The following is a 26286-nucleotide window of genomic DNA, read 5'->3' as shown; positions in this document are numbered from 1 at the left end:
CGCACCACGTTAAGAACATTCGTTCCTAACGTGGTGTACTTTTGTTCTCATGGACGGGAAGGCGAGGACGCGCCGGCACGATCCGCAGCGCGGGAAGCGCGTGCTCGACGCCGCGCTCGACGTGCTCGCCGAGGACGGGGTGGCCGGGCTCACGCACCGCAAGGTCGCCGGCCGCGCCGACGTGCCCCTGGGCTCCGTCACGTACCACTTCGCGAGCCTGGCCGAACTGCGCGCGCAGGCGTTCGCCCGGTACGTCGAGCGGCGGAGCACCGAGTACGAGGCACTCTTCGCCGACGTGGAGTCGCGCGATGACCTGCTCGACGTCCTGGAAGGGCAGGTCACAAGCGCGCCGTCCCGGCCACGCAGCGCGGTCCTCGGCTTCGAACTGCACCTGGCCGCGCTGCGCGATCCCGCGCTGCGCACGCTGACCCGCGAGTGGACCGGGTCGAGCCGGGCCGTGCTGGCCCGCTTCACCGGGCCGGAGACCGCAGCACGCGTCGACGCCCTCCTGGAAGGGATGATCATGCACGCGCTGCTGTCCACGGACCGCGAACCGCGCACGGAGATCCGGGCGGCCATCGCGCACGCGCTCGGCCCTGCCGACGGATCGGGTACGTGAACGCCCGCGGCCGGCGACAGCGGCCCGTGTGCGCGCAGGCCGACGGCGCTGCCTGCGCGCCCGGTTCTCCGAGCGCCGACACACACATCTGGGAGCACACCGTGCCGAATGCCTCCGTCCCGAACGCCGCCGTGCCGGACCCCTCGACGGACCCGTCGGCCAACCCCTCGCCCGTCATCCAGGTCACCGACGCCGACCTGGACGACCTCCGCGCCCGGCTGCGCGCCACCCGGTGGCCCGAGCCCTGGCCCGTCGACGGCTGGGAGGCGGGCACCGACGCCGCCGAACTCCGCCGCCTCGTCACCTACTGGGCCACCGGCTACGAGTGGCGCACCCACGAAGCCGCCATCAACGCCCTGCCCTCCCACTTCGCCGACATCGACGGCACGCCGGTGCACTACCTGCGCTACGAGGCGGAGCACCCGGACGCGCTGCCGATCGTGCTGACCCACGGCTGGCCGAGCACCGTCCTGGAGCTGACCGGTCTCGCCGAACGGCTCGCCACACCTTCCCGCTACGGAGGCGACGCGGAGGACGCCTTCACCGTGATCGTCCCGTCGCTGCCGGGCTTCGCCTTCTCACCCCAGCGGCCCGCCCTCACGAAGGCCGAGCAGACGCACGACCTCTGGCACCGCCTGATGCACGACCACCTCGGCTTCCGGCGCTACGCGGCGCACGGCGGAGACCTGGGCGCCGGCATCACCTCACGGCTCGCCGAGGCCCACCCCGAGGCCGTCGTCGCCATCCACCTGCTCGCCGCCGCGGCGCCCGCCGACCCCGATCCGGCCTCGCTCACCCCCGAGGAGACGGCCCACCTCGCCACCGCGGCTTCCTGGCAGGCGGAGGAGGGCGGCTACATGCACCAGCAGTCCACCCGCCCCCTCACCCTCGCGCCCGCGCTCTCCGACTCTCCCGCGGGACTGCTCTCCTGGATCGTGGAGAAGTACCGGGCGTGGAGCGACAGCGGAGGAGACCTGTCCACGCGCTTCAGCGACGACTTCGTCCTGACCCAGGCGTCCCTCTACTGGTTCACCGGCACGATTTCCACGTCCTTCCGGCCGTACTACGAGTACGCGCACGACCTCACCCGGCGCGTGCGGCGCGTGGACGTCCCCACCGCCCTCGCGGTCTTCCCCGCCGACCTCGCCCAGCCGCCACGCAGCTGGGCCGAGCGCACCTACCACCTGACGCGCTACACGCGCATGCCCCGCGGCGGCCACTTCGCCGCACACGAGGAGCCGGCCCTGCTCGCGGACGACATCACCGCGTTCTTCCGCGAGCACCGCTCGCACCTGCGCCGGGCCCCACGACCGGCCTGAAAGGCCGTCCCGCCCGACACGGCGAGCGGCCCCGGGGCGGTTGCGGCATGATCGAGGCCAGTCGATTGCCCTGGGGGCGCCGTGACATGGTCCGAACGCATGGTGGTGCGAGACGGCGTCCGGCTTGCCTGCCGGGATTGGGGCGGGCCGGGACAGCCCATCGTGCTGCTGCACGGCCTGGCCGGTCACGCGGGTTGGGCGATCCTGGACGAGGCCGTACTGCGACGCTTGGTAGGAACCCCGGAGCTCATGTCGCAGCAGGTCGCCCACATCCAGGAGATGGGCGAGCGGCCGAACGTCGGGGTCCAGATCCAGCCGTTCAGCCGCGGCGCACATGCGGCTGGAAGCGGTGGGCACTTCGTGCTCCTGGGGCGGGACGATGAGGGGATACCGCTTTACCCCGCGCCCGTCGCGCGGACAGGTGGGGGAGCCGGGCCGCTACGCGCGCGGGAGGCGGGACGCGAAGTCGGTGGCCGCCGCGCGTACGTCCTCGTGCGTCCACTCCAGCGCCGGCGCGCCCAGCGACACCTCCGTCATCGACAGGCCCGGCGCCGCCGTCTCGCGGTTCCAGATGCCGAACAGCGCCACACCCGTCTCCTCCGCCTGGCTGACCGCCGCCTCTGTAAGGACGTCCGCGTCGAACGGGAGCCACACCTGGAACTCCTGCGTGTGCGGCGGTTCCGGGTGCACCCGGAACCACGGGACGGCGGGCGAGGCCGCGAACGCCTCCGTGATCCCGGCGGCGACCACGCGCGCGTGCGTCACGTACGACGGCAGCTCGGGCAGTACGCGGTCGAGGCCCGCCAGGGCGGAGAGCGCGGCGGGGAACTGCTGGAAGAGGTTGCCGCCGTAGCGGTGGCGCCAGGAGCGCGCCTCCGCGATCAGGTCGGTGGGACCGGCCAGCGCCGCGCCCGAATGGCCCCTGAGGGACTTGTAGAAGGACACGTAGACGCTGTCCGCGAGGCCCGCGACCTCTGAAAGAGGGCGGCCGAAATGCGTGGCCGACTCCCACAAGCGCGCGCCGTCGAAGTGCACGGCGGCGTCGCGCTCGCGTGCGGCGGCGACGAGGTCTGTCAGCTCGTCCCAGGTCGGCAGCAGGAACCCCGCGTCGCGCAGCGGCAGCTCCAGCATGAGCGTGCCGAAGGGCTCGCCGAGGCCGCGGACCTCGTCGGCGGTGAAGTGGCGGGGCTCGGTCGTGGGGTGGACGGGGCGCAGCCCGCTGACGACGGAGAGCGCGTCCTCCTCGTGCACCTCGGGGTGCGCGAGCGGGTGCAGCGCGACGGTGGGGTTGCCGGTGCGCCCCGCCCAGCAGCGCAGGGCGGCCTGCTGGGCCATGGTCCCGGTGGGGAAGAACGCGGCGGCGGGGAAGCCGAGCAGGCCTGCCACCCGCTTCTCCAGCGCCTCGACCACGCCGTCACCGTAGAGGTCGGCCTGTTCGTCCAGGTCGTGGACGTCACCCGCGGTCCGCGTCAGCTCCGCCAGCCGCTCCCGCAGGGTGCCGGGCAACCCCTCGCGCAGCCTCTTGCGCGCTCCCGCGAGCGCCGCGCGCCTGCGGGCGCGCACCGCGCGGCCGTCGTCCTGCGCGGAAGGTCCGGAGGGCCCGGAAGGGGTTCCTGCCTGCTGTTCCTCGTCTGCCATGTGGCGCATCATCGCCCGCGGGGCAGGCCCTGGCCAAGGGTTTTCCAGGGCCTGAGGACGGCCGGGGACGGCGGATCCCGCTGGCGTAGCATGGCCGGGAAACGTCCGGTACCCGCCGCGGACTGGAACGGAAGGCACCTACGCGTGACAGCCACACCACCTTCACCCGACCCCAGGGACCGGCCCGCCCGTCTGACGGTGGGCGTCGTCGGCGCGGGCCGCGTGGGCCCCGCGCTCGCCGCGTCCCTCTCGATGGCCGGGCATCGGCCCGTCGCCGTGTCCGGGGTGTCCGACGCGTCCCGCCGCCGCGCGGCCGAGATGCTGCCCGACGTCCCCGTCCTCACCCCTGACGACGTGCTCGCCCGTGCCGAGCTGATCCTGCTGACCGTGCCGGACGACGCGCTGCCCGGCCTCGTCGAGGGCCTGGTGGAGACCGGCGCCGTACGGCCGGGGCAGCTGCTCGTGCACACCTCGGGCCGCTACGGCGCCCGGGTGCTCGACCCTGCCCTGCGCGCGGGCGCGCTGCCGCTCGCGCTGCATCCTGCCATGACGTTCACCGGCACGTCCGTGGACGTGCAGCGCCTCGCGGGCTGCTCGTTCGGCGTGACGGCCCCCGAGGAGCTCAGGCTCGCGGCCGAGGCGCTCGTCATCGAGATGGGCGGCGAGCCCGAGTGGATCGCCGAGGAGTCGCGCCCGCTGTACCACGCGGCGCTGGCCATCGGCTCGAACCACCTGGTCACGCTGGTCGCCCAGGCCATGGAACTGCTGCGGACGGCCGGGGTCTCCGCGCCCGACAAGATGCTCGGCCCGCTGCTCGGCGCCGCCCTGGACAACGCCCTGCGGTCCGGTGACGCGGCGCTGACGGGCCCCGTCGCGCGCGGCGACGCGGGCACCGTCGCGGCACATGTGGCGGAGTTGCGCAGGCATGCGCCGGCCGCCGTGGCCGGGTACCTGGCGATGGCCCGTACGACGGCGGACCGCGCACTGGCGGGCGGCCTGCTCAAGGCCGAACTGGCGGAGGACCTGCTGGGGGTACTCGCGGACGGCGCAGGCGCCGCGAACGGCGGCCCCGCGAACGGCGGCCCCGCGAACGGCGGCCCCGCGAACGGCGGCCCCGCGAACGGCGGCCCCGCGGACGGGAGCGCGTCATGAGCGCCGGACGTACGGCTCCCGCCGGGGGGACGGCGTCCGGGGGCCACGACGCACGCCCCTTCGAGCCGGCGTTCACCAAGGACGACCTCGACAGGCTGCTCAAGCGGCGCGGTCCGGGCGCGCGCGTCGCCGTCGTGATGACGATGGGCGCGCTCCATGAGGGGCACGCGACGCTCATACGCGCGGCGCGCGCCCGGGTGGGCCGCGACGGGTTCGTGATCGTGACGGTCTTCGTCAACCCGCTGCAGTTCGGCGCGGGCGAGGACCTCGACCGCTACCCGCGCACCCTGGACGCGGACCTCGCCGCCGCGCGCGCCGCCGGCGCGGACACCGTCTTCGCCCCGTCGGCCGGCGAGGTGTACCCGGGCGGCGACCCGCAGGTGACCATCGCGGCCGGGCCCATGGGCGGGCGCTACGAGGGCGCCTCGCGGCCGGGACACTTCGACGGGATGCTCACCGTCGTCGCCAAGCTCCTCCACCTCACGGGCCCCGACCTCGCGTTCTTCGGCCAGAAGGACGCCCAGCAGATCGCGCTCGTGCGCCGGATGGTCCGCGACCTCAACTTCCCGGTGGAGATCGTCGGCGTGGAGACCGTACGGGAGGACGACGGGCTCGCGCTCTCCAGCCGCAACCGCTACCTGACCGAGGCCGACCGGCGCACCGCGCTGCTGCTGTCGCGCGCGCTGTCCGCCGCGCAGGACCGGCTGGGCGCGCAGCACGCGCTGCGGGCACGCGCCGAGTCCGCGCCCGGTACGGGGGCACGCGCGGCGGCCCTGTCCGCGCTCGGCGAGGCGCGGCTGGCGGCCGTCGCGCACGCGGTCGCGTGCGCGACGGAGCAGGGCGGGCACGGCCACGCCGACCCGACGGGACCCGCCGCGGTGCGCGCGGCCGCGCTCGCGGTGCTTGAGCTCGGCGAGCGCGCGGACCCGCCGCTCGCCCTCGACTACCTCGCCCTCGTCGACCCGGCGGACTTCACCGAGGTGGACGACGAGTTCACGGGCGACGCGGTACTCGCCGTCGCGGCCAGGGTCGGCACGACACGCTTGATCGACAACGTGGTACTCACCTTCGGAGCGGCGGGCAGATGACGAACGGCAGCGGCAGCGGGAGTGCCACAGGTACCGGTATACGGCTCGCGGCGCCCGAGCCCGGATGGTCGATCGAGGCGGACGTCGTGGTGGCCGGTTCCGGCGTCGCGGGCCTCACGGCGGCGCTGCGCTGTGCGGCTGCCGGGCTGCGCACGGTCGTCGTCACGAAGGCGCGCCTCGACGACGGCTCCACGCGCTGGGCGCAGGGCGGCATCGCGGCCTCGCTCGGCGAGGGCGACACTCCGCAGCAGCACCTGGCGGACACCCTGGTGGCGGGCGCGGGCCTGTGCGACGAGGCGGCGGTGCGCGAGCTGGTGACGGAGGGCGCCCCGGCCGTGCGGCGGCTGATCGCGGCGGGCGCCGAGTTCGACCGCGCGGACGACGGCGAGCTCCAGCTCACCCGGGAGGGCGGCCACCACAGGCGCCGCATCGCGCACGCGGGCGGCGACGCGACAGGCGCCGAGGTCTCGCGCGCCCTGGTGGCCGCCGTACGCGACGCGGGGCTGCGGACGGTGGAGCACGCGCTTGTCCTCGACCTCCTGAAGGACGCGCGGGGCCGGGCCGCCGGCGTCACCCTGCACGTCATGGGGGAGGGGCGCCACGACGGCGTGGGCGCGGTGCACGCACCCGCCGTGGTGCTGGCGACGGGCGGCATGGGCCAGGTGTTCTCGGCGACGACGAACCCGTCCGTGTCGACGGGCGACGGAGTCGCGCTCGCCCTGCGCGCGGGCGCCGACGTCTCGGACGTCGAGTTCGTGCAGTTCCACCCGACGGTGCTGTTCCTCGGCGCCGGCTCCGAGGGCCAGCAGCCGCTGGTCTCCGAGGCGGTACGCGGCGAGGGCGCCCACCTGGTCGACGCGGACGGCGTCCGCTTCATGCTCGGCCGCCACGAGCTCGCGGAACTCGCCCCGCGCGACATCGTCGCCAAGGCCATCATGGGGCGCATGCGCGAGCGGGGCGCCCAGCACATGTACCTGGACGCGCGCCACTTCGGCCGCGAGATGTGGGAGACCCGCTTCCCCACGATCCTCGCCGCGTGCCGGGCCCACGGCATCGACCCGGTGACGCGGCCGATCCCGGTGGCGCCCGCCGCGCACTATGCGTCCGGCGGCGTGCGCACGGACCTCGCGGGCCGGACGAACGTGCCGGGGCTGTACGCGTGCGGCGAGGTGGCGTGCACGGGCGTGCACGGCGCGAACCGCCTGGCGTCGAACTCGCTGCTCGAAGGCCTGGTCTTCGCCGAGCGCATCGCCGACGACATCGTGGGCGCGGCGCCGGAGCGCCGCTGCGCGGACACGGATCAGGGGCGGGCCGCGGGGAGTGCCCCGGACGGGCGCGTGGCGCCCCTGATCGACCCGGCCGCGCGCGCGGGCGTCCAGCGGGCCATGTCCGCGGGCGCGGGAGTCCTCAGGTCCGCGGCGAGCCTGCGCGCGGCCGCCGGGGAGCTCGCCGCCGTCCGGCCGGGCACGGCGCCCGCCGAACCGGGCACCGCGCCTGACGAGCCGGGCACGGCGCCCGTGGCGCCCGGCGTGGAGGCGTGGGAGACCACGAACCTGCTCGCCGTGGCCCGCGCGCTCGTCGAGGCCGCGCTGCGGCGCGAGGAGACGCGCGGCTGCCACTGGCGCGAGGACTTCCCCGACCGCGACGACGACCACTGGCGCCGCCACCTCGTACTCGGCCTCGACCCCGACGGGGCCCTCGCGGTCACCGCGACCGCCACGGCCGATCTCAACCCGCAGTCCGACCGTCCCCAGGGAGCAGCAACGTGAGCACGCCCGAAGACACCCCGCGTCCCGAGCCGGTGGCCGTGCCGCTGATCCACATCGGCGCCGCGCCCGCAGGCGGCTGCGGCGACGACGGCTGCGCCTGCGAGGCGCCCGAGGACCTGGAGTGCGGGCTCGACCCCGCGCTCGCCCAGCTCCTCGCGGACGCCGGCCTCGACCCCGTACAGGTCGAGGACGTCGCGCACGTCGCCGTGCAGGAGGACCTGGCCGGCGGTATCGACGTGACGACGGCGGCGACCGTCCCCGAGGACGCCGTCGCGACCGGCGACTTCACCGCGCGCGAGGACGGCGTGGTGGCCGGGCTGCACGTCGCGGAGGCCGTCCTTTCGGTGGTACTCACCGACGAGTTCGAGGTGGAGCGCCACGCGGCGGACGGCGACGCGGTGCGCGCCGGGCAGAAGCTGCTGAGCGTCACCGCGCGCACGCGCGACCTGCTCACGGCGGAGCGCAGCGCGCTCAACATCCTGTGCAGGCTCTCGGGCATCGCGACGGCGACGCGCGCGTGGGCCGACGCGCTCCAGGGCACGAAGGCGAAGGTGCGCGACACCCGCAAGACGACGCCGGGACTGCGGGCGCTGGAGAAGTACGCGGTGCGGTGCGGCAACGGCGTGAACCACCGCATGTCGCTGTCGGACGCCGCGCTGGTCAAGGACAACCACGTGATCGCGGCCGGCGGCGTGGCGCAGGCATTCCAGGCCGTGCGCGACCAGTACCCGGGGCTCGCCATCGAGGTCGAGGTCGACACGCTGCACCAGCTGCGCGAGGTGCTCGACGCGGGAGCCGACCTGATCCTGCTGGACAACTTCACCCCGGCCGAGACTGCGGAGGCCGTCGGGATCGTGAACGGCAGGGCGTTCGTCGAGTCGTCGGGGCGGCTGACCCTCGACAACGCGCGCGCGTACGCGGAAACGGGCGTCGACTACCTGTCGGTGGGCGCGCTCACGCACTCGTCGCGGATCCTCGACATCGGCCTCGACCTGCGCGCGGTGGACGCCCCGGTGGCGGGCGCCTGATGCTGCTGACCATCGACGTCGGCAACACCCACACGGTGCTCGGCCTCTTCGACGGTGACGAGATCGTCGAGCACTGGCGCATCTCGACCGACGCACGCCGCACGGCCGACGAGCTGGCGGTGCTGCTCCAGGGTCTGATGGGCATGCACCCGCTGCTCGGCATGGAGCTGGGCGAGGGCATCGAGGGCATCTCGATCTGCTCGACGGTGCCCTCGGTGCTGCACGAGCTGCGCGAGGTCACCCGGCGGTACTACGGCGACGTGCCGGCGGTGCTGGTGGAGCCGGGCATCAAGACGGGCGTGCCGATCCTGATGGACAACCCGAAGGAGGTCGGCGCCGACCGCATCATCAACGCCGTGGCCGCCGTCGAGCTGTTCGGCGGCCCCGCGATCGTCGTGGACTTCGGCACGGCGACGACGTTCGACGCGGTGAGCGCGCGCGGCGAGTACGCGGGCGGCGTGATCGCGCCCGGCATCGAGATCTCGGTCGAGGCGCTGGGCGTGAAGGGCGCGCAACTGCGCAAGATCGAGCTCGCCAGGCCGCGCAGCGTGATCGGCAAGAACACGGTCGAAGCCATGCAGGCGGGCATCGTGTACGGCTTCGCGGGCCAGGTGGACGGCGTGGTGCGGCGCATGGCGCGCGAGCTGGCCGATGACCCGGAGGACGTGACGGTCATCGCGACGGGCGGCCTGGCGCCGATGGTGCTCGGCGAGGCGTCGGTGATCGACGAGCACGAGCCGTGGCTGACGCTGATCGGCCTGCGCCTGGTCTTCGAACGCAACGCGCCGCGCCTGTAGCCCCGCGGGCGGCTCGGCCGCGGGCGGCTCGGTCCCCGAGGCCGTGTCGGCTCCGGGCAGGCACCACGTGCCGATGACCAGGCGCACGCCCCCGCGCCGTCCGGGCCCGGGCCGGGCCGCCTCGCGCGGCCGCGTGGCTCCGCAACGCCCGGCCGCGGGCGGCTCCCCGCGAGCCCCGAGCGTGCGCGCTTCGGGGAGCAAGGCACCACGTGTCATTGGCGGCCGGGCCGCGTGCCCACGGCGCCGGACCCGGGCCGGGCGGCCTCGCGCGCGGCCGACGAGCCGTGCGCTTCGGGGCAGGTGTCGCATGCCGATGACCAGGTGCACGCGCCTGCGGCGTCCGGGCCCTGGCCGGGCGGCCTCGCGCGGCCGCCGCGGTTGCGGTCGTGCGGCTCCGCAACGCCCGGCCGTAGACGGCTGCCCGCGCAGGCGCCGACGCCGTGCGCTCCGGGGCAGGTGCCGCGTGCCGTGGCGGCCAGGTGCCCGCGCCGCCCGGACCCGGGCCAGGGCCGGGCGGCCTCGCGCGCGGCCGACGAGCCGTGCGCTTCGGGGCAGGTGGCGCGTGCCGGTGACCAGGTGCACGCGCCTGCGGCGTCCGGGCCCTGGCCGGGCGGCCTCGCGCGGCCGCCGCGGTTGCGGTCGTGTGGCTTCGCGATGTCCGGCCGTAGGCGGCTGCCCGCGGGCCCCGAGCGTGCGCGGTTCGGGGAGCAAGGCACCACGTGCCAATGGCGTCGGACCCGGGCCGGGCCCGAGCAGTGCGGCCACCGGCGGGCCCCGGGGTGTGCGCGTGAGCGCGCGCCTGCGGCGCGCCCGGGCCACCCTTGTGCGTGGTATTTCGCATCATTTGTCCGACTTGGCGCGTAAGGTCGGACCATGCCCACGCCATACGGACCCCGAGGCGGCATGGCGTTCGGTGCTGACGAGCTGCGTGTGCTCCGACGCGCCCTGGCCGCCGTCCTGAACCCCGCCCAGCTCCCGGACGAGGACGTCCGGGAGTGTCTCGAGTTGGCCGAGTCCGTGGACGAAGCCGTGCGGGAGGCCGGGCGGCTGCGCGCGTTCCTGCTCGCCGACCTCGCCCGCTACCGTGCCGCTCTGCCCGGCGGCCTCACCGGGTACCTGGAGCTCCTCCAGGACGCCCTGGCGGGCGGCTACGTGCCCGTCTCCGACGACCTGGCGGCGCTGCGCGCCCAGCGGGGCGACGCGGTCGCCGCGACGCTCCTGGAGCGCTGCGTGCGGATCGCGGAGCGCCACGTGCGCGAGCGCCTCGCGGGCCGGCCCGCCGAGGTGCGCGTGCCGGCCGCGCGCCGCGCCCGGCTGCTGACGCTCGTCGGGACCGCGGGCGAGGACGCCGCCGGCGAAAACGCCGCGGGCAAGGGCGGCACGGGCAAGGACGGCGGCGAACGGCGGCCGAAGGAGCCGGCCCCCGCACCCCCGCCCGGCGAGCGCCCCGTGCCGAAGCCCTCCGAGGTCTTCCCGCCGCGCAGGAAGCCCGCGCCGCCCGCCCCGCCCCGGCCGCAGGAGCGCGCCGCGGTGTAGCTACTGTGGTCGGTATGGACTATGTATCCGCGCTTGTGCCTCCTGTGGTCATGGGGGCGTTCTTCGTCTTCCTCGTGCGGCTGATCATCAAGACCCAGGGTGGTCCCAACAAGAGCAAGGAAGACGCGGCCGTGGACGCGGCCATCGCCCGCGCCGAGGCCGCGGGCGCGGCGCAGGGCGCCGCGCGCGAGACGCGCGGCGTCTGACCCGCGCCACACCGGGCGCACGACCCTCGGGGGGCGTGCGCCCTTTTCGCCGCTCAAATAACCGTCTTTTCGGACATTGCGGACTAGGCTGGCGAACGTGCCCCGCCAATTGGGAGACCTCGAAGACGCCGTGATGACGCGCGTCTGGCAATGGAACCGTCCGGTGACCGTCAGGGAAGTCCTCGAAGACCTCCAGCAAGAACGCTCGATCGCCTACACGACCGTCATGACGGTAATGGACAACCTCCACCAGAAGGGCTGGGTGCGCAGGGAAGTCGAGGGCCGCGCCTATCGATATAGGGCGGTGTCCACCCGCGCGGCCTATGCGGCGGCCCTGATGAACGACGCCTGGTCGAGGAGTGACAACCAGGCCGCCGCACTCGTCGCGTTCTTCGGGATGATGTCGCCGGAGCAGCGGCGCTCTTTGGAGGATGCCGTCCGTGTCGTCCGGGGGAACCGAGCCGATGACCCGGCCGATGACCCGGCCGATGACCCGGCGGAGGACCGCGAACGCGCGGGCCTCCGGGGCGCCGGATCCGATGGGGACGGTGAACGATAGCGTCCTGTTCATGCCCTCACCGCAGCCGCCGGCCCCCGCAGAACTGAATGCCGTGACCGTCAGACGCGCCAGGACGCGCGATGTCACCGCGCTGCGCCGCCTGGTCGGTACTTACGCGGGCTCCGGCATCCTCCTCGACAAAGCGCCCGTGACCCTTTACGAGGACATCCAGGAGTTCTGGGTCGCCGAGAGCCCGGACGGCACCGTCATCGGCTGCGGCGCGCTGCACCCGATGTGGGAGGACCTCGCCGAAGTGCGCACTCTCGCCGTCGACGCTTCGGCGAAGGGCGCGGGAGTGGGGCACAAGCTGCTCACCGAGCTGCTGCACGCGGCGCGTGAGCTCGGCGTCAGCCGGGTATTCTGCTTGACCTTCGAAGTCGACTTCTTCACGAAGCACGGGTTCGTGGAGATCGATGGGACGCCCGTCGGTGGAGATGTGTACAGAGAGCTGCTGCGTTCCTATGACGAGGGCGTTGCCGAGTTCCTCGGTCTCGAACGAGTGAAGCCGAACACCTTGGGCAACAGTCGGATGCTTCTGCACCTGTGACGGCGCGAAGATGTCCGAATCGCGTGCGTTTCCCGTTTGTTGAGCCACTGAACCCCTCCCGGGGGTTTGTGTTTTCCCGGGAAAAGGGGTTTCCTTTCCGCGTACTGCATTTTCGATGAAAGGAAATCAAGTGGCACAGAAGGTTCAGGTCCTTCTTGTCGACGACCTCGACGGGGGCGAGGCGGACGAGACCGTCACGTTCGCGCTGGACGGCAAGACCTACGAGATCGACCTCACGACGGCCAATGCCGACAAGCTCAGGGGTCTGCTCGACCCGTACGCCAAGAGCGGGCGCCGTACCGGCGGCCGTGGCGGGTCGGGGCGCGGCAAGGGCCGCGTCGTCTCGGGCGGCAACAAGGACACCGCGGAAATCCGCAAGTGGGCCAAGGACAACGGTTACAGCGTGAACGACCGCGGCCGCGTTCCCGCCGACATCCGCGAGGCCTACGAGAAGGCCAACGGCTGACGATGCGCACCCGCGGCGACGGTGCGAGCGGGCCCGCGGGCGATGCGGACCCGGTGGCACTCCGCGGCCGCCGTGTCCACGAGGCGTACGAGATCGGGGGCACCCCCACCGCTGCCCCCGGTACCGGTCGCCGTCCCCGAGCCGCCACCCGGGGCGACGCCGTCGCACAGGCGTAGCGCCGGCAGCGCGAGGGCCACGGGGGGCCGCAGCCAGGCGGCGGCCCCCGGCACCGCGCGCGCGTGCCGCCACGGCGGCGCAGGCGCCTCCACGCCGCACCCCGCGCCGAGCGCGTCGAGGTCCAGATCGATGCCGCCCCATTCAAGCCAGTCCAGCAGCCCCGGCACCTCCTCCGCGGTGCCCGCGGCCACGAGGAACCACATCCGCGTGCGGTCGGCGCTGAGTGCCACCGGGCCCGAGGGGGCCTTGCCGAGCACCGCGAGACCCGCGCCCGCCGGCAGCCCGAGCACGTCGAAGGCCACACCTGTCGCGAGCCGCGGCGGAGCATCCGCCGGGCCGCGCGTGAGCGGCCAGCCGAGCGCGTCCTCGTAGAACTGATGGAACTCGCGCGAATCGGCGGAGCGGCTCAGCCGCTCCGCGTACGCGTGGGGGGCCCGCGGCCCGGGCACAGTAGGCGGCATGTAAAGGCCAACGGCGCGGCACCTGCCAGGGTTACGCTGCGTGCGCAACTGCTCACCGTCCGGCTTGCCGGGCCGCGCCGAAGCTGCCGCGCCGTGCTCGCGCCCTGTTCGCCCTCAGCGGAGGGAAGGGGGCTGAGCGGCATGGACTGTCAGTGCCGGCGGGTAAGACATCCCTAGTGGGGAGGGGCCCCACACGGGCCGGGGCGGCCGCCGTTCGCCATGGGCGTACTGATGGCGGCGGTATCCGCTTGGCCTGGGGGAACATCGTCTCGCACCATCGGGTTGGAGCGTTCGTCAGCAGTTCAGGAGGAACGCTGCTCCCCGCGGATGCGGGGATGGACCCGAGCGGTCCCCGCTTGCGGGACTAAGCTGCGGAAGGACAGAGAGGGGACCGACCCCTTTTACTGCCTGACCGCTCTGAGGAGCGATAACGATGTTCGAGAGGTTCACCGACCGCGCGCGGCGGGTTGTCGTCCTGGCACAGGAAGAAGCCCGGATGCTCAACCACAACTACATCGGCACCGAGCACATCCTCCTGGGCCTGATCCACGAGGGTGAGGGTGTCGCCGCTAAGGCCCTGGAGAGCCTCGGGATCTCGCTCGAGGCGGTCCGCCAGCAGGTCGAGGAGATCATCGGCCAGGGCCAGCAGGCCCCGTCCGGTCACATCCCCTTCACCCCCCGTGCGAAGAAGGTCCTGGAGCTTTCGCTCCGCGAGGCCCTCCAGCTTGGCCACAACTACATCGGCACGGAGCACATCCTGCTCGGCCTGATCCGCGAGGGCGAGGGCGTCGCCGCCCAGGTCCTCGTGAAGCTGGGCGCCGACCTGAACCGGGTGCGCCAGCAGGTCATCCAGCTGCTGTCCGGCTACCAGACGAAGGAGTCCGCCACCGCGGGCGGGCCGCAGGAGGGCACGCCCTCCACGTCCCTGGTGCTGGACCAGTTCGGCCGCAACCTCACCCAGGCGGCCCGCGAATCCAAGCTCGACCCGGTCATCGGGCGCGAGAAGGAGATCGAGCGGGTCATGCAGGTGCTCTCCCGCCGCACCAAGAACAATCCGGTGCTCATCGGCGAGCCCGGCGTCGGCAAGACGGCGGTCGTCGAGGGTCTGGCCCAGGCCATCGTCAAGGGCGAGGTGCCGGAGACGCTGAAGGACAAGCACCTCTACACGCTGGACCTGGGCGCGCTGGTCGCGGGCTCGCGGTACCGGGGTGATTTCGAGGAGCGCCTGAAGAAGGTCCTCAAGGAGATCCGCACCCGCGGCGACATCATCCTCTTCATCGACGAGCTGCACACGCTGGTCGGCGCGGGTGCCGCGGAAGGGGCGATCGACGCGGCGAGCATCCTCAAGCCGATGCTTGCGCGCGGTGAGCTCCAGACGATCGGTGCCACGACGCTTGAGGAGTACCGCAAGTACCTGGAGAAGGACGCGGCACTCGAACGCCGCTTCCAGCCCATCCAGGTCGCCGAGCCCTCGCTGCCGCACACGATCGAGATCCTCAAGGGCCTGCGTGACCGGTACGAGGCGCACCACCGCGTCTCCATCACGGACTCTGCGCTCGTCGCGGCCGCCACCCTGGCCGACCGGTACATCTCGGACCGCTTCCTGCCGGACAAGGCGATCGACCTGATCGACGAGGCCGGCTCCCGGATGCGCATCCGCCGGATGACCGCGCCGCCGGACCTGCGCGAGTTCGACGAGAAGATCGCCGGCGTGCGCCGGGACAAGGAGTCCGCGATCGACTCCCAGGACTTCGAGAAGGCGGCTTCCCTCCGCGACAAGGAGAAGCAGCTGCTCGCCGCGAAGACCAAGCGGGAGAAGGAGTGGAAGGCCGGCGACATGGACGTCGTCGCCGAGGTGGACGAGGACCTGATCGCCGAGGTGCTGGCCACGGCCACGGGCATCCCGGTCTTCAAGCTCACCGAGGAGGAGTCGTCCCGCCTGCTGCGCATGGAGGACGAGCTGCACAAGCGCGTCATCGGCCAGGTGGATGCCGTCAAGGCGCTCTCCCGGGCGATCCGGCGTACGCGTGCCGGCCTGAAGGACCCGAAGCGGCCCGGCGGCTCGTTCATCTTCGCCGGCCCGTCCGGTGTCGGTAAGACCGAGCTGTCCAAGACGCTGGCGGAATTCCTCTTCGGCGACGAGGACGCGCTGATCTCCCTCGATATGTCGGAGTTCAGCGAGAAGCACACGGTTTCCCGCCTCTTCGGCTCGCCCCCCGGTTACGTGGGCTACGAGGAGGGCGGCCAGCTCACCGAGAAGGTCCGCAGGAAGCCTTTCTCCGTCGTCCTCTTCGACGAGGTCGAGAAGGCCCACCCCGATATCTTCAATTCCCTTCTGCAGATCCTGGAGGACGGCCACCTGACCGACTCCCAGGGCCGCGTCGTGGACTTCAAGAACACGGTCATCATCATGACGACCAACCTCGGGACGCGGGACATCTCGAAGGGCTTCAACCTGGGCTTCGCGGCGCAGGGCGACACGAAGACGAACTACGAGCGGATGAAGGCGAAGGTCAGCGAGGAGCTGAAGCAGCACTTCCGCCCCGAGTTCCTCAACCGTGTCGACGAGGTCATCGTCTTCCCGCAGCTCACGCAGGACGACATCCTGGAGATCGTCGACCTGCGCATCCGCGAGATGGACGAGCGGCTCAAGGACCGTGACATGGGCATCGAGCTCAGCCAGAACGCGAAGCAGCTGCTCGCGGACAAGGGCTACGACCCCGTGATGGGCGCCCGGCCGCTGCGCCGGACGATCCAGCGCGAGGTGGAGGACGCCCTGTCGGAGAAGATCCTCTTCGGCGAGCTGCGCCCGGGCCACATCGTGGTCGTGGACACCGAGGGCGAGGGCGAGGAGCGCAAGTTCACCTTCCGCGGCGAGGAGAAGGCGGCCCTGCCGGACGCTCCTCCCATCGAGCAGGCGGCGGGCGGCGGCCCGAACCTGACGAAGGAAGCGTGACGGGCCGCGCCGAGCGCGCGCCACGCTGACAGGGGCCGGGCCCCGGACCGAGACATCGGTCCGGGGCCCGGCCCTTTCGCGTGTCGGCGGGCGCGGGGCCCGGCCCTTCGCGCGTCTGACGGGTCACACGCGGGGTCCCGGCAAGGTCCCGCGGCGGGCAGGGCGTTGGTCCCGAACCGGACGGACGTCGGGCCCGGTGGCCGTGACAAGCCGCACAGGCCGTTTCGGCACTACTAGGGCCATTAGGGGAAATACCGGGTATTTGACCATTGAAATGCCCGGTTTGGACGGAAAAGTACCGAGGAAGGCGGCTCGGCGGGGCGAGTCAAGGGACTTTCGGCCGTCAGGCGGGTACGAAGCCGTGTCGTAGATGAGGCATTTGGGCGGAGATGCGTGGCCGGGTTACCAAGGTGGGGCAAGCCCGGTGCGGGAGCGCCGGGTCCATTCATGCCCGGAGGTTTCCCCGTATGTCGCTGCGCTCGAAGTTCCGCACCCCGCACACCAACGTCCGTCGTGCTCGCGTCGCCGTCGTGGCCGCAGGACTCGGGGTGTCGCTGGCGGGCGGGGCCGGGGCCGCGTTCGCCGCGACCGGCGACGCCGGCGCCCAGGCGCCCGTCGCCCCCGCGTCCACCGCCGTGACCACCGCGGCCGCCGTGCACCAGCAGGCGGACGCCCAGGCCAAGGCCGCTACCCACGCGAAGCAGGCGGCCGCCCACGCCAAGCAGGTCAAGGCGGCGAAGGCCAAGGCGGCCCAGGCCGCGGCGAAGAAGAAGGCCGCGTCCTGGATCGACCCCGTCACGCACTACAAGCTGACCGCGAAGTTCGACGACTCCGGCAGCCACTGGATGCACAAGCACTCCGGCCAGGACTTCGCCGTGCCGGTCGGCACCGCGGTCCACGCCGCGCACACCGGCACGATCGTCAAGGCGGGCCCGCACGGCGCCGGCGACGGCGACGCGTACGGCAACGCGATCGTCATCCGCCACTCCGACGGGAAGTACTCGCAGTACGCGCACCTGTCGCGCATCGAGGTGCACATCGGCGAGCACGTGAAGACCGGCGACGAGATCGCGAAGTCCGGCGACACCGGCAACACGACCGGGCCGCACCTGCACTTCGAGATCCGCACCACGCCGAACTACGGCTCGGCGATCAACCCGGTCACGTTCCTCAACAAGATGGGCGTCAAGGTCTGACACCGGGGTCCCCGCCGCTCGCGGCTCCGCTCAGGCGGCCGGGCCGCGGCCCTCGTGGGCGGCCGCCAGCAGTTCGAAGGAGACTTCGAGGAGAGCGTCGTACTTCTCCTCGGGGTCTCCTTCGACGTCCTTCAGGGCGAACATGCCCGCATGCAGTGAGAACAGTGCCGCCATGCAGCGCACCCGGTCGGCGAGCGACGGGTCGGGCGCGAGCAGCAGCTCAAGCGTGGCGTCGACGCGGCTCTTGAACGTCTCGCCGACGCGCAGGTCCCGCAGCTCGGCCTGGTTCTCCTGCATGAAGCGGAACAGCCGGGAGGACGCCTTGAGCTGCTCCGTGTAGCGCCGCAGGAACTCCTGCTTGACCTCCAGGGTGCGCGGCTGTTCCCGCGCCCACGCGACCAGCTCGTCGAGCGGCTCCACCCGGTCGGCGAAGAGGCTGACCAGGATCGATTCCTTCGTCTTGAAGTGGTAGTACAGCGCGGCCTTGGTGACCTCCAGCCGCTCGGCGATCTCCCGCAGGGACGTCTTCTCGTACCCCTGCTCCACGAAGAGGTCGAGGGCGACGTCCTGGATCCGCTGCCGGGTGTCGCTCTTGCGCTGGGTTCCCGTGCCGGCCATGGCGCGCTCTCGCTCTCCTCGGGGCGCCTCTGGCGCCGCGTCTCGCGTGACGGCCGCCGGATCGGTGGCTGCCGGCCCATTGTACGTACTAGCCGGGCGGCAAGTAAGAGTGCGTGGTCACTCAACCGGAATGGCGCGGCCCGGGTCCGCCCGTCATGGTGACGCCTGCCACGGGGACGCGTGCCACGGGGACGCGTGCCACGCCCGCGTAGACGCCTGGCGTCTCCTCCTCGGGCCTCGGCGTGTCCTTGTACCAGAGCGGGGCGGCGACGAGGCCGGGCTCGACGAGTTCGAGGCCGTCGAAGAACCTGCTGACATCCGCGCGGCCACGGTGCCGCAGCGTGGCGCCCGCGCCGTACGCGCCGTCCCGCGCCGGGTCCGGCGCCTGGCCCTGTGCCTGGCCCTGTGCCGGGGCGCCACGGTCGGCCGCGTCGCCGGAGAAGTCGCCGGTGTCGTGCGAGAGGACGACGTAGCTGCCCGCCGCGAGCGCGGCGACGAGGGTGCGGGTGAGGCCGAGGGGGTCGTCCTCGTCCGGCAGGAAGTGCAGCAGGGCCGTCAGCGTCAGCGCGGCGGGCCTGCCGAGGTCGAGCAGGCCGCGGGCGGCGGCCAGCAGCGCCGCGGGCTCCCGCACGTCGGCGTGCACGTAGTGGACGGCCCCCAGCGGGGAGCTGATGAGGCGGGCCTGCGCGTACCGCAGGACGACGGGGTCGTTGTCGGCGTAGACGACCCGCGAGGCCGGGTTGACGCGCTGGACGATCTGGTGGAGGTTCGGCTCGGTCGGGATCCCGGTGCCGACGTCGAGGAACTGGTCGACGCCGGTGCTGGCGAGCCAGCCGACGGCCCGCCGCATGAACGCCCTGTTCTGCCGCGCGGCCCGCGCGGCACCGTCGGGGAGCCGGCGGGCCACGCGCTGGTCCGCGGGGTAGTTGTCCCTCCCGCCCAGGAGGAAGTCGTGGACGCGCGCGGGGTGGGGTCTGCCGGCGTCGACCTGGGGCGGTTTGGAATATGCCATCGGCCCAGTCTGGCACAATGCCGCCAACTCGCCTACGGGCGTGGAGGTTTGACGTCAAGTCAGTGCCGGCCGGCTCTGGGCGCGTGCCCCGGGCGCCGGATGCCTGGTGGGACGTGCTCCTGCGCGCCGGGCCCGTCCCTGATGGCGCGCGTGGAGGCCCGCGCGCCGCGCGCCGTACCGTCCCGCCCGCCCGGCGCCCGGTCGGTGCCGTGCGTCCGTCCGGTCCAGGGCACCGGGCGTGGGTGCCTGGCCGCGGATGGTGGTCCGGTGCGCTGCTCCCGGCCGCCGGGGCGGCCGTGGGTACCGGGCGCGTCCCCGGGTGGCGCGCGTGGAGGGCCGCGCGCGGGCTTGCCGGCGCGGCGCTGTGCGTTCCCGGCCGGGGTGCCGGGCGTGGGTGCCTGGCCACGGATGGGGGTCCTGTGCGCCGGTCCGGGGGCCGGGCCCGTCGCGTGGAGGGCCGTGTGCCGTGCGGCGTACGCAGGCTCCTGATGGGGGCGGGCTCGCCAGGGCGGCGCCGTGCGTCCGTCCGGTCCGGGGTGCTGGGCGTGGGTGCCTGGCCGCGGATGGTGGTCCGGTGCGCTGCTCCCGGCCGCCGGGGCGGCCGTGGGTACCGGGCGCCGTCCTCGGGTGGCGCGCGTGGAGGGCTGCGCGCGGGCTCGCCAGGACGGCGCTGTGCGTTCCCGGCCGGGTGCCGGGCATGGGTGCCTGGCCGCGGATGGTGGTCCTGTGCGCCGGTCCGGGGGCCGGGGCCGTCCCTGGCGGCGCGTGGAGGGCCACGTGCCGTGCGGCGTACGCATGCTCCTGATGGGGGCGGGCTCGCCAGGACGGCGCTGTGTGTTCGTCCGGGCCGGGTGGGTGCCTGGCCGCGGATGGTGGTCCTGCGCCTTCCGGGGCCCGGTCCCGCCCGGACGCGCCGGGGACCTGCGGCCGCTCGGGCACCGGGGCGGGCGCGCCGGGGCCGTGCGCCGCGCCTCGCGCCTGCGGGCTCAGGGCTGCTGCGGGGGGCCCACGGCCGGGAAGCTGCCCGTCGTCGTCGGCGCGTGCTCCGGCAGCCAGAGGACCGCCACCGCCCCGCCCGTGCCGTCGGCCCCCGCGTTCCTGAACGTCAGCCGCGCGCCCAGCACCTTCGCCTGGCCGGCCGCGATCGTCAGGCCGAGCCCGTGGCCCTGGCCCGCACGGTCCGACGCGCCCGTGCGGAACCGGCTCGGCCCCTCGTGCAGCAGGGCGTCAGGGAATCCGGGCCCGTGGTCGCGGATGCGCAGCACCCGCCCCTCGACCTTCACCTCGATCGGCGCGCCGCCGTGCTTGCGCGCGTTCGCGAGCAGGTTGCCCAGGATCCGCTCCAGCCTGCGCGGGTCCGTGTTCACCCACGACTCGCGCACCACCTCCACGTCAGCGCCGGGATCCAGCGCCGGCACCCGGCGCTGGACGAACTCGCCGAGCGCGATCTCCTGCAGCTCGGCCCGCTCGGACGCGCTGTCGAGCCGCGCGACCTCCAGCACGTCCTCCACCAGCGTCCGCATCGCCTGCGCCCTGTCCCGTACGAGCTCGCTCGGGCGGCCTGGCGGCAGCAGCTCGGCGGCCGTGACCAGGCCGGTGACCGGGGTGCGCAGCTCGTGCGCGATGTCCGCGGTCACCCGCCGCTCCGCCTCGATGCGCTCACCGAGCGCATCGGTCAGCGCGTCGACCGCGCGGGCCAGCTCGTCGGTCTCGTCGCGTACGACCCCGCCGACGGCCGTGCCGACCCTGACGTCCGTCTGGCCCTGCGCCACCCGGCCCGCCGCGGCCGCCGCCTTGCGCAGCCGCCGGGAGATCTGGCCGCCGATGAGCACGCCGAGTGCGGAGCCGCCGACGACGACGGCCGCCGAGCCGATGATCAGCGCACGGTCCAGGTCCTGCATGATCCTCGTCGAGCGCTCGGCGAACTTGCTGTGGCTGGAGAGCACCGTGCCGTTGCCGAGGGGCACCGCGGCCCACACGTCCGGCACACCGCCGCCCTGGATGAGCGTGGCGCGCCTGCCCTGCTTGGCCTTCTCGCGCAGTTCGCGCGGCAGCGCCGGATCGTTGATCTTCGTGCCGAACTTGGCCTCCTTCGTCGTGTCGTACAGCCGCTCCGCGAACAGCGTCTGGGCGAGCTGGGACTCGCGGGCGTTGTCCAGCATCGAGACGCGGGCCGCGTTGTGCACGACGAGGCTGAGCGCCACCGCGATCAGCGCGCCGACCGCGGCGATCGCGATGCTGATCTTCCACCGGATGCCGGTGCGCAGGGCGAGCCGTCTCACGGCTTCAGCTTGTACCCGAAGCCGCGGACCGTCTCGATCCTGTCCTGGCCGATCTTGGCGCGCAGCCGCTGCACATGGACGTCGACCACCCGGGTGTCGCCGCCCCAGCCGTAGTCCCACACGCGGTCGAGCAGCTTGTCCCTGGACAGCACGGTGCCCGGGGAGGCGGAGAACTCCAGCAGCAGCCGCATCTCGGTCGGCGTCAGCGACACGGGCTCGCCGGCCTTGCGCACCTCCATGCCCTCGGTGTCGACCTCCAGGTCGCCGAATACCAGCACGCCGGAGCGGCCGCCGCCGTCGGAACCGGCGCCCTGCTCGGCCCCCGCGCCGCCCCGCACCCCCGCCGCGTGGCCGAAGCGGCGCAGCACCGCGCGGATCCTGGCGACCAGCACGGCGCCGTCGAACGGCTTGGTGACGTAGTCGTCGGCCCCGGCTTCGAGGCCGAGCACCACGTCGATGGAGTCGGCGCGCGCCGACAGCATGATGACGGGGACGGCCGACTCGTCGCGGATGCGCCGGCACAGGCTCACCCCGTCGAGGCCGGGCACCATCACGTCGAGCAGCGCGATGTCCGGCCGGTCCGCGCGGAACGCGTCGAGGCCGGACAGCCCGTCGGGCATGGCGGTCACCGTGAAGCCGTCCCGCTCCAGCGCGAGCTGGGTGGCCTCGCGGATGACGTCGTCGTCCTCGACGAACAGCACATGGGTGTCGGCCATCCGGGGGCTCTCAGCCTTTCTCTTGCTCTCTCTCGGTTCGGGGCTTCCCCCAGTGTCCTGGATTCCTCGCTGTACGGGGGTTCCTCGCCATCCGGGATCGCCCGGTGCCCGGGATCCGTCAGCCCGAGGGCTCCGGGGTGGGGGCTGACGCGCCCAGGTCGTCGTCGCCGTCCACCGGCTTGCTGTAGGTGTTGCGTACCCGGTACCGCTCGACGAACTTCGAGTTCGTCCAGTCGTACGTCACGACCTCCTCGCCCGAGGGGTACGTGACCGAGTCGCCCTTGCCGTACACCTGCTGCGTCACGACCAGCTCACCGCGGTCTATGGCCGCGTACACCGAGGGCTCCTCGGACGTGAAGACGTTCTCGTACCTGCCAGGCAGGGGCGGCTGCTTCTTGCGGAGCAGCGGTTCCTCGCTCACCTCGTGGCCCGGGTCGGCACTGGGCTGCGCCGCGGCCGTCGCACGGTAGACGTACGTGCCGATCCCGATGGAGTCCTTGCAGGTCGTCACGTTGATCACGAGGTCGGGCCGGGAGCCGCCCGTGAGGTCGCCGTACGAGGTGTTCACCGGGTAGGAATCGGCGCCGCACGGCTTGAGCGAGTCCTTGATCTTCTCGCTGACCCGCGGGTCGGCCCGCAGCAGCGCCACCGGGTTGACGCTCCTCGCGGTGGGCTGCGGGCTCTGCGAGGGCGTGGGCATCGTGCGCTCGACGGGCGCGGGTACGGCGGGGCCCTCGTCGCGCATACCGGTGCCGCCGGCCGAGCAGCCGCCGGCGAGCAGGCCGATGGTGGCGAGTCCCGCGAGCCCGGCGACGGTCGAGCCGCCGGCCGCGAAGACGCGGGCGGCTGAGCGCGGCGGGCGGTCAGAGGCGCCGGAGCGGCCGGGAGGAGCGGTTCTGCGCGCGGTGCCGGAGTCGCCGAAGGGACGGCCGTCCACGGAGACGGCCGTCCCGGGCTCACCGGATCCGCCACCCCCGCCAGGGGACGACCTCCGGGATCTCAGGCCGCGCACCTGTGTCGCCCCCGTTCCTGGTCAGGACCTTCGCGCCGGACCACGCGCCGGCTCTCCGCACGCTCCACGCCCCTCGCTTCGAGCGCACGGCTCTCCAGCTCTTCGCGGAGCCGGGCCAGGGCGCGGTGCAGTGTGCTTTTCACCGTACCCGCAGACATGCCGAGCGCGGCGGCGGTCTCCTCGGTGCTCATCTGCTCCCAGTGCCGCAGCACGACAACGCTGCGCTGCTTCGGCGCCAGCACCGACATCACGTCCACCAGCAGGGCGCGGTCGGCGCGCTGCTCCGTGCCGTCCTCGACGCTCGCCTCGGGCAGCTGCTCGGTCGGCACCTCTTCGAGCTTGCGCGCGCGCCACCATTCCGTACGGGTGTTGATCATGACGCGGCGCAGGTAGGCGTCGGCGAGCGACTTGTCGGCGATGCCGTCCCAGCGGCGGTAGGTGCGCGCGAGCGCGGTCTGCAGCAGGTCCTGGGCGTCGACGGGGTCGGGCACGAGCCGGCGGGCGCTCCGCAGCAGTGCGTCCTGCCGGGTCCTCACGTACTCCTCGAACTCGAGCACCTCGCTGACCTGCGCCATACCTGACCGCCTCCGACCGACCCCGTGCGTTGTTCCACGCTCGCTGTGTGCGTCTGGCACAGAAAGCTACGGAGCGCTTGTCACGGGCCTGTCCTGCGCGCCCGTAGGGTGGCGCACGGCTGCCCATCGGTTGTGTAACGGACCGACAAATCGGGCGCGTCGGGGCGGCGAGGGCACCGGGCGCGGGCGCCCGCGGGGGTTCCTGCGCTGTCTGACCTCAGCCGAGCGGCAGGCGGTAGCGGCCGCCGGGCAGGGGTTCCACCAGCCCGTCGGCGACCAGCCCGTCCAGGGCGCGAGCACGCTGCACCGGTTCGTGCCACACGGCGTCGAGGCGACGCTGCTCCACCGGGTCCGTCGCCTCGCGCAGGACGGCCAGCAGCCTGCCGCGCACCTGCCGGTCGGTGCCCGCGTACGTCTGGCCGCGCCGCGCGGGGCCGTCGTGCGCGGGCTTGCCCGCGAGACGCCAGGCGCACGCGGCCGCGAGCGGGCATCCGCCGCACGCCTCGTTCCTCGCGGTGCAGACGAGCGCGCCGAGTTCCATCGAGGCTGCCGCCCACCGCGCGGCGGTCGCGTCGTCATCGGGCAGCAGGGCCCGGGCGAGCCTGCGTTCGGCGGCCGTCGTCGCATTGGGCGGGTACTGGACGCCCGTGACGGCGCGGGCGAGTACGCGGCGCACGTTGGTGTCGAGCACCGCGTGGCGCTGCCCGTACGCGAACGACGCCACCGCGGCGGCCGTGTACTCGCCGACGCCGGGCAGCGCGAGCAACTGCGCGTGCTCGCGTGGGACCTCGCCGCCGTACCGCTCCGCCATCGCCCGCGCGGCGGCGTGCAGTCGCAGCGCGCGGCGCGGGTAGCCGAGCCTGCCCCAGGCGCGCACGGCCTCGCCCGGCGCCTCGGCGGCGAGGTCGGCGGGGCGCGGCCAGCGGGCGAGCCACTGCTCGAACACGGGCAGCACCCGGCTCACCGGCGTTTGCTGCAGCATGAATTCGCTGACCATCACGGCCCAGGCGCCGGCCTCGGGACGCCGCCAGGGAAGGTCGCGGGCGTTGGCGTCGAACCAGGCGATGAGGGGGGTGTGCAGCGCCGTGGGGTTTCGTTCGGTGGCAGTCATGGCAAGACCGATGGTCGCATGCCACGGCGCGACAGCGGGCGGCGCCACGGACGTGCGGGGATGGCAGGGGACGGCAGTGGATGGCACGAGGGCGGCATGGGGGTGGCACGCCGTGGCGATCATCCGTAAATCTTGGGAGAGGAGGGACATGCGGGGCGGGAGTTGACCGCGTCGTCTCGTAGAGTTCGGCGCGTGGGTTCTCTGCGTAATCCTGTCGGGCCGCTTCCCTCCTCGATCTACTGGCGCCGGAGGTCGGTGGCTGCCGCTCTGGTCGTGCTGGCAGCCGCGCTGATCGCGTGGCTCGTCACCTCGGGCGGCGGGGGAGCGGGCAAGAACCAGGACGACAAGGGCGGAGGCCCCGCGCCCGCCACGTCGATCACTCCGGGCCCCAGCGGCTCGGGGCCCGCGATCAGCCAAGAGCCGGGCGGGCGCGACGAGTCGGACGGCGGCGGCTCTGGCGGTTCCGCGGGTGCGTCCGCCGGTTCCGCCGGGAGCGGCTCGGGCGGCGGTTCCGCGAACTCCGGCGGCAGCGGCGGCTCCACGGCGGGCACGGGCGGCGGCGGGGCCGCGGGCGCGGCCGCCGGCGGTGCGGCGGCGGGTGGCGGCGCGGGCCGCCGGGTGCAGGCCGGCACGTCGCTGCCGACCTGCGCGAAGTCCGCGGTGAAGGTAGCCCTCGACAGCACGAAGGTGGCCTACGCGCCGGGCGAGAAGCCGCAGTTCAAGCTGGCGGTCACCAACGCCTCGGGCACGGACTGCAAGGTGGACCTCGGGGCGAAGGCGATGGTCCTCACCATCACGAACACGGGCGACGACCAGATCTGGACGTCCAAGGACTGCCCGAAGACCGCGCACGCGTACTACGAGGTGCCCGCGCACGCGGGCATGACCCGCACGGTGACGTGGGACCGCAGGCGCTCCACGACGAAGTGCTCGGGCCCCACCCCGCCGGCGGCGTCCGCGGGCACGTACCTGGTGCAGCTCACGACATCGGTCGCGACGGTGCCGCAGGCGCAGTCCCAGAAGTCGATCCGCCTCGACGCGGACTGACCCGGCCGGGCCGGTCCCTCTCGCCACCGGCCTCGGCCCGCACGGCGGGTGGCGAGCGCGGGCGCCGCGGTGTTCACCTCGGGCGCTCGCCCCGCGCCCTACCGGCGGCCCCCGCAGGCGGGTTCGCCCGCAGGTGGCGCCGGTGCGTCACTGACGCTGCGGCCGCTCAGGGAGCGGACGGTTCGCGTCCGCGTCGGCGCCCGCCTCCGGCCGGGAGGCGGCGGCCACGGCCAAGTCGCTCGTCGGAAGTCCCGCCGCGTCCCGGTGCGTTCGCCCCGGTGTCCGTGCACCGCGGCACCGCTGCGCGCGGTGCCGGCAGGCCGGGGCCCGTCGGTATCCGGTCCCGCCGCAGTGGTGCGGCCGGGCCGCGCAGCGAGCCGCGGAACCGCGTTTTGGGGC

Annotated in this window: 24 protein-coding genes and 1 pseudogene; 16 read left to right on the top strand and 9 right to left on the bottom strand. The window is 73.6% G+C overall.

All coding sequences use genetic code 11. From position 1 onward, the window contains the following. Positions 1-49: 49 nt before the first annotated feature. The 3 genes and pseudogenes from IH48_RS0120345 to IH48_RS37080 all read left to right on the top strand — a co-directional run. Positions 50-619, top strand: a complete 570-nt coding sequence (locus tag IH48_RS0120345; protein WP_030906339.1) for a TetR/AcrR family transcriptional regulator — start codon at positions 50-52, stop codon at positions 617-619. 101 nt (positions 620-720) lie between these two features. Further along, on the top strand, positions 721-1938 hold the full coding sequence (locus IH48_RS0120340; protein WP_234434323.1) for an epoxide hydrolase family protein: 1218 nt from the start codon (positions 721-723) through the stop codon (positions 1936-1938). 99 nt (positions 1939-2037) lie between these two features. Further along, positions 2038-2307: pseudogene (locus tag IH48_RS37080) on the top strand (Scr1 family TA system antitoxin-like transcriptional regulator); the annotation flags it as partial. Between the two features lie 69 nt (positions 2308-2376). Here the strand turns inward: IH48_RS37080 and IH48_RS0120335 are convergent. Beyond that, a complete protein-coding gene (locus tag IH48_RS0120335; RefSeq protein WP_030906333.1) occupies positions 2377-3585 on the bottom strand; it encodes a beta-eliminating lyase-related protein in 1209 nt (402 codons plus the stop codon). Positions 3586-3666: 81 nt separating this feature from the next. Here IH48_RS0120335 and IH48_RS0120330 point away from each other — a divergent pair, with 81 nt between their 5' ends. From IH48_RS0120330 to IH48_RS0120285, 10 genes are all read left to right on the top strand, one after another. Next, a complete protein-coding gene (locus IH48_RS0120330) occupies positions 3667-4728 on the top strand; it encodes a DUF2520 domain-containing protein (protein ID WP_078849897.1) in 1062 nt (353 codons plus the stop codon). After that, positions 4725-5816: a pantoate--beta-alanine ligase gene (panC, locus tag IH48_RS0120325; RefSeq protein WP_078849896.1), complete on the top strand. Its 1092-nt coding sequence runs from the start codon at positions 4725-4727 to the stop codon at positions 5814-5816. The genes IH48_RS0120330 and panC overlap by 4 nt, the downstream gene beginning before the upstream one ends. Further along, entirely contained in the window at positions 5813-7585 is a 1773-nt protein-coding gene (locus IH48_RS0120320; RefSeq protein WP_051840244.1) for an L-aspartate oxidase, read from the top strand. Before panC ends, IH48_RS0120320 begins: the two co-directional genes overlap by 4 nt. Continuing rightward, positions 7582-8613 carry a carboxylating nicotinate-nucleotide diphosphorylase gene (gene nadC, locus IH48_RS0120315; protein ID WP_030906323.1) on the top strand — a complete coding sequence of 344 codons (1032 nt, stop codon included), beginning with the start codon at positions 7582-7584 and terminating at the stop codon, positions 8611-8613. Before IH48_RS0120320 ends, nadC begins: the two co-directional genes overlap by 4 nt. Then, entirely contained in the window at positions 8613-9410 is a 798-nt protein-coding gene (locus tag IH48_RS0120310; RefSeq protein WP_030906319.1) for a type III pantothenate kinase, read from the top strand. Before nadC ends, IH48_RS0120310 begins: the two co-directional genes overlap by 1 nt. An 873-nt stretch (positions 9411-10283) precedes the next feature. Continuing rightward, positions 10284-10946, top strand: a complete 663-nt coding sequence (locus IH48_RS0120305) for a hypothetical protein (RefSeq protein ID WP_199809981.1) — start codon at positions 10284-10286, stop codon at positions 10944-10946. A gap of 14 nt (positions 10947-10960) precedes the next feature. Continuing rightward, a complete protein-coding gene (locus tag IH48_RS0120300) occupies positions 10961-11152 on the top strand; it encodes a hypothetical protein (protein WP_030906313.1) in 192 nt (63 codons plus the stop codon). A gap of 97 nt (positions 11153-11249) precedes the next feature. Beyond that, entirely contained in the window at positions 11250-11711 is a 462-nt protein-coding gene (locus tag IH48_RS0120295; RefSeq protein ID WP_078849894.1) for a BlaI/MecI/CopY family transcriptional regulator, read from the top strand. A 10-nt stretch (positions 11712-11721) separates the two neighbouring features. Beyond that, complete coding sequence (locus tag IH48_RS0120290; RefSeq protein WP_051840241.1) at positions 11722-12258, top strand: amino-acid N-acetyltransferase; 537 nt, start codon at positions 11722-11724, stop codon at positions 12256-12258. A gap of 130 nt (positions 12259-12388) precedes the next feature. Further along, complete coding sequence (locus IH48_RS0120285) at positions 12389-12724, top strand: histone-like nucleoid-structuring protein Lsr2 (RefSeq protein ID WP_030906304.1); 336 nt, start codon at positions 12389-12391, stop codon at positions 12722-12724. Here the strand turns inward: IH48_RS0120285 and IH48_RS0120280 are convergent. Next, positions 12703-13362, bottom strand: coding sequence for an SCO3374 family protein (locus IH48_RS0120280; RefSeq protein WP_030906301.1), 660 nt, complete (start codon positions 13360-13362; stop codon positions 12703-12705). The two genes, IH48_RS0120285 and IH48_RS0120280, sit on opposite strands and share 22 nt — an antisense overlap. A gap of 433 nt (positions 13363-13795) precedes the next feature. Here IH48_RS0120280 and IH48_RS0120275 point away from each other — a divergent pair, with 433 nt between their 5' ends. Further along, positions 13796-16318, top strand: coding sequence for an ATP-dependent Clp protease ATP-binding subunit (locus tag IH48_RS0120275; protein ID WP_030906297.1), 2523 nt, complete (start codon positions 13796-13798; stop codon positions 16316-16318). Positions 16319-16785: 467 nt separating this feature from the next. Beyond that, positions 16786-17514: a M23 family metallopeptidase gene (locus IH48_RS0120270; RefSeq protein WP_030906295.1), complete on the top strand. Its 729-nt coding sequence runs from the start codon at positions 16786-16788 to the stop codon at positions 17512-17514. A 30-nt stretch (positions 17515-17544) separates the two neighbouring features. Here IH48_RS0120270 and IH48_RS0120265 read toward each other — a convergent pair whose 3' ends face one another. From IH48_RS0120265 to IH48_RS0120235, 7 genes are all read right to left on the bottom strand, one after another. Then, complete coding sequence (locus IH48_RS0120265; RefSeq protein ID WP_030906292.1) at positions 17545-18132, bottom strand: TetR/AcrR family transcriptional regulator; 588 nt, start codon at positions 18130-18132, stop codon at positions 17545-17547. 121 nt (positions 18133-18253) lie between these two features. Continuing rightward, positions 18254-19144 carry an SAM-dependent methyltransferase gene (locus tag IH48_RS0120260; RefSeq protein ID WP_078849893.1) on the bottom strand — a complete coding sequence of 297 codons (891 nt, stop codon included), beginning with the start codon at positions 19142-19144 and terminating at the stop codon, positions 18254-18256. A 986-nt stretch (positions 19145-20130) separates the two neighbouring features. Next, a complete protein-coding gene (gene cseC, locus IH48_RS0120255; RefSeq protein WP_030906286.1) occupies positions 20131-21426 on the bottom strand; it encodes a two-component system sensor histidine kinase CseC in 1296 nt (431 codons plus the stop codon). Beyond that, complete coding sequence (cseB, locus tag IH48_RS0120250) at positions 21423-22142, bottom strand: two-component system response regulator CseB (protein WP_030906283.1); 720 nt, start codon at positions 22140-22142, stop codon at positions 21423-21425. Before cseB ends, cseC begins: the two co-directional genes overlap by 4 nt. A 118-nt stretch (positions 22143-22260) precedes the next feature. Then, a complete protein-coding gene (locus tag IH48_RS0120245) occupies positions 22261-23079 on the bottom strand; it encodes a hypothetical protein (RefSeq protein WP_051840239.1) in 819 nt (272 codons plus the stop codon). Between the two features lie 62 nt (positions 23080-23141). Then, positions 23142-23729, bottom strand: coding sequence for a SigE family RNA polymerase sigma factor (locus IH48_RS0120240; RefSeq protein WP_030906277.1), 588 nt, complete (start codon positions 23727-23729; stop codon positions 23142-23144). A gap of 217 nt (positions 23730-23946) precedes the next feature. Further along, complete coding sequence (locus IH48_RS0120235; protein ID WP_030906274.1) at positions 23947-24840, bottom strand: adenine glycosylase; 894 nt, start codon at positions 24838-24840, stop codon at positions 23947-23949. A gap of 192 nt (positions 24841-25032) precedes the next feature. Here IH48_RS0120235 and IH48_RS0120230 point away from each other — a divergent pair, with 192 nt between their 5' ends. Further along, on the top strand, positions 25033-25887 hold the full coding sequence (locus IH48_RS0120230) for a hypothetical protein (RefSeq protein WP_051840237.1): 855 nt from the start codon (positions 25033-25035) through the stop codon (positions 25885-25887). Positions 25888-26286: the final 399 nt, after the last annotated feature.

It is taken from the genome of Streptomyces sp. NRRL F-5126 (assembly GCF_000721265.1).
Classification (GTDB): Bacteria; Actinomycetota; Actinomycetes; order Streptomycetales; family Streptomycetaceae; genus Streptomyces.
The sequence above is the reverse complement of the archived record's forward strand: the minus strand, read 5'-3'. Positions and strand labels throughout refer to the sequence as shown.

Bases quoted from the DNA above. Each gene is read 5' to 3' on its own strand.
- IH48_RS0120345 (WP_030906339.1), top strand. From the start codon at position 50: ATGGACGGGAAGGCGAGGACGCGCCGGCACGATCCGCAGCGCGGGAAG.
- IH48_RS0120335 (WP_030906333.1), bottom strand. From the start codon at position 3,585: ATGCGCCACATGGCAGACGAGGAACAGCAGGCAGGAACCCCTTCCGGG.
- IH48_RS0120330 (WP_078849897.1), top strand. From the start codon at position 3,667: ATGGCCGGGAAACGTCCGGTACCCGCCGCGGACTGGAACGGAAGGCAC.
- panC (WP_078849896.1), top strand. From the start codon at position 4,725: ATGAGCGCCGGACGTACGGCTCCCGCCGGGGGGACGGCGTCCGGGGGC.
- IH48_RS0120320 (WP_051840244.1), top strand. From the start codon at position 5,813: ATGACGAACGGCAGCGGCAGCGGGAGTGCCACAGGTACCGGTATACGG.
- IH48_RS0120310 (WP_030906319.1), top strand. From the start codon at position 8,613: ATGCTGCTGACCATCGACGTCGGCAACACCCACACGGTGCTCGGCCTC.
- IH48_RS0120305 (WP_199809981.1), top strand. From the start codon at position 10,284: ATGCCCACGCCATACGGACCCCGAGGCGGCATGGCGTTCGGTGCTGAC.
- IH48_RS0120300 (WP_030906313.1), top strand. From the start codon at position 10,961: ATGGACTATGTATCCGCGCTTGTGCCTCCTGTGGTCATGGGGGCGTTC.
- IH48_RS0120290 (WP_051840241.1), top strand. From the start codon at position 11,722: ATGCCCTCACCGCAGCCGCCGGCCCCCGCAGAACTGAATGCCGTGACC.
- IH48_RS0120280 (WP_030906301.1), bottom strand. From the start codon at position 13,362: ATGCCGCCTACTGTGCCCGGGCCGCGGGCCCCCCACGCGTACGCGGAG.
- IH48_RS0120275 (WP_030906297.1), top strand. From the start codon at position 13,796: ATGTTCGAGAGGTTCACCGACCGCGCGCGGCGGGTTGTCGTCCTGGCA.
- IH48_RS0120270 (WP_030906295.1), top strand. From the start codon at position 16,786: ATGTCGCTGCGCTCGAAGTTCCGCACCCCGCACACCAACGTCCGTCGT.
- IH48_RS0120265 (WP_030906292.1), bottom strand. From the start codon at position 18,132: ATGGCCGGCACGGGAACCCAGCGCAAGAGCGACACCCGGCAGCGGATC.
- IH48_RS0120260 (WP_078849893.1), bottom strand. From the start codon at position 19,144: ATGGCATATTCCAAACCGCCCCAGGTCGACGCCGGCAGACCCCACCCC.
- cseB (WP_030906283.1), bottom strand. From the start codon at position 22,142: ATGGCCGACACCCATGTGCTGTTCGTCGAGGACGACGACGTCATCCGC.
- IH48_RS0120240 (WP_030906277.1), bottom strand. From the start codon at position 23,729: ATGGCGCAGGTCAGCGAGGTGCTCGAGTTCGAGGAGTACGTGAGGACC.
- IH48_RS0120235 (WP_030906274.1), bottom strand. From the start codon at position 24,840: ATGACTGCCACCGAACGAAACCCCACGGCGCTGCACACCCCCCTCATC.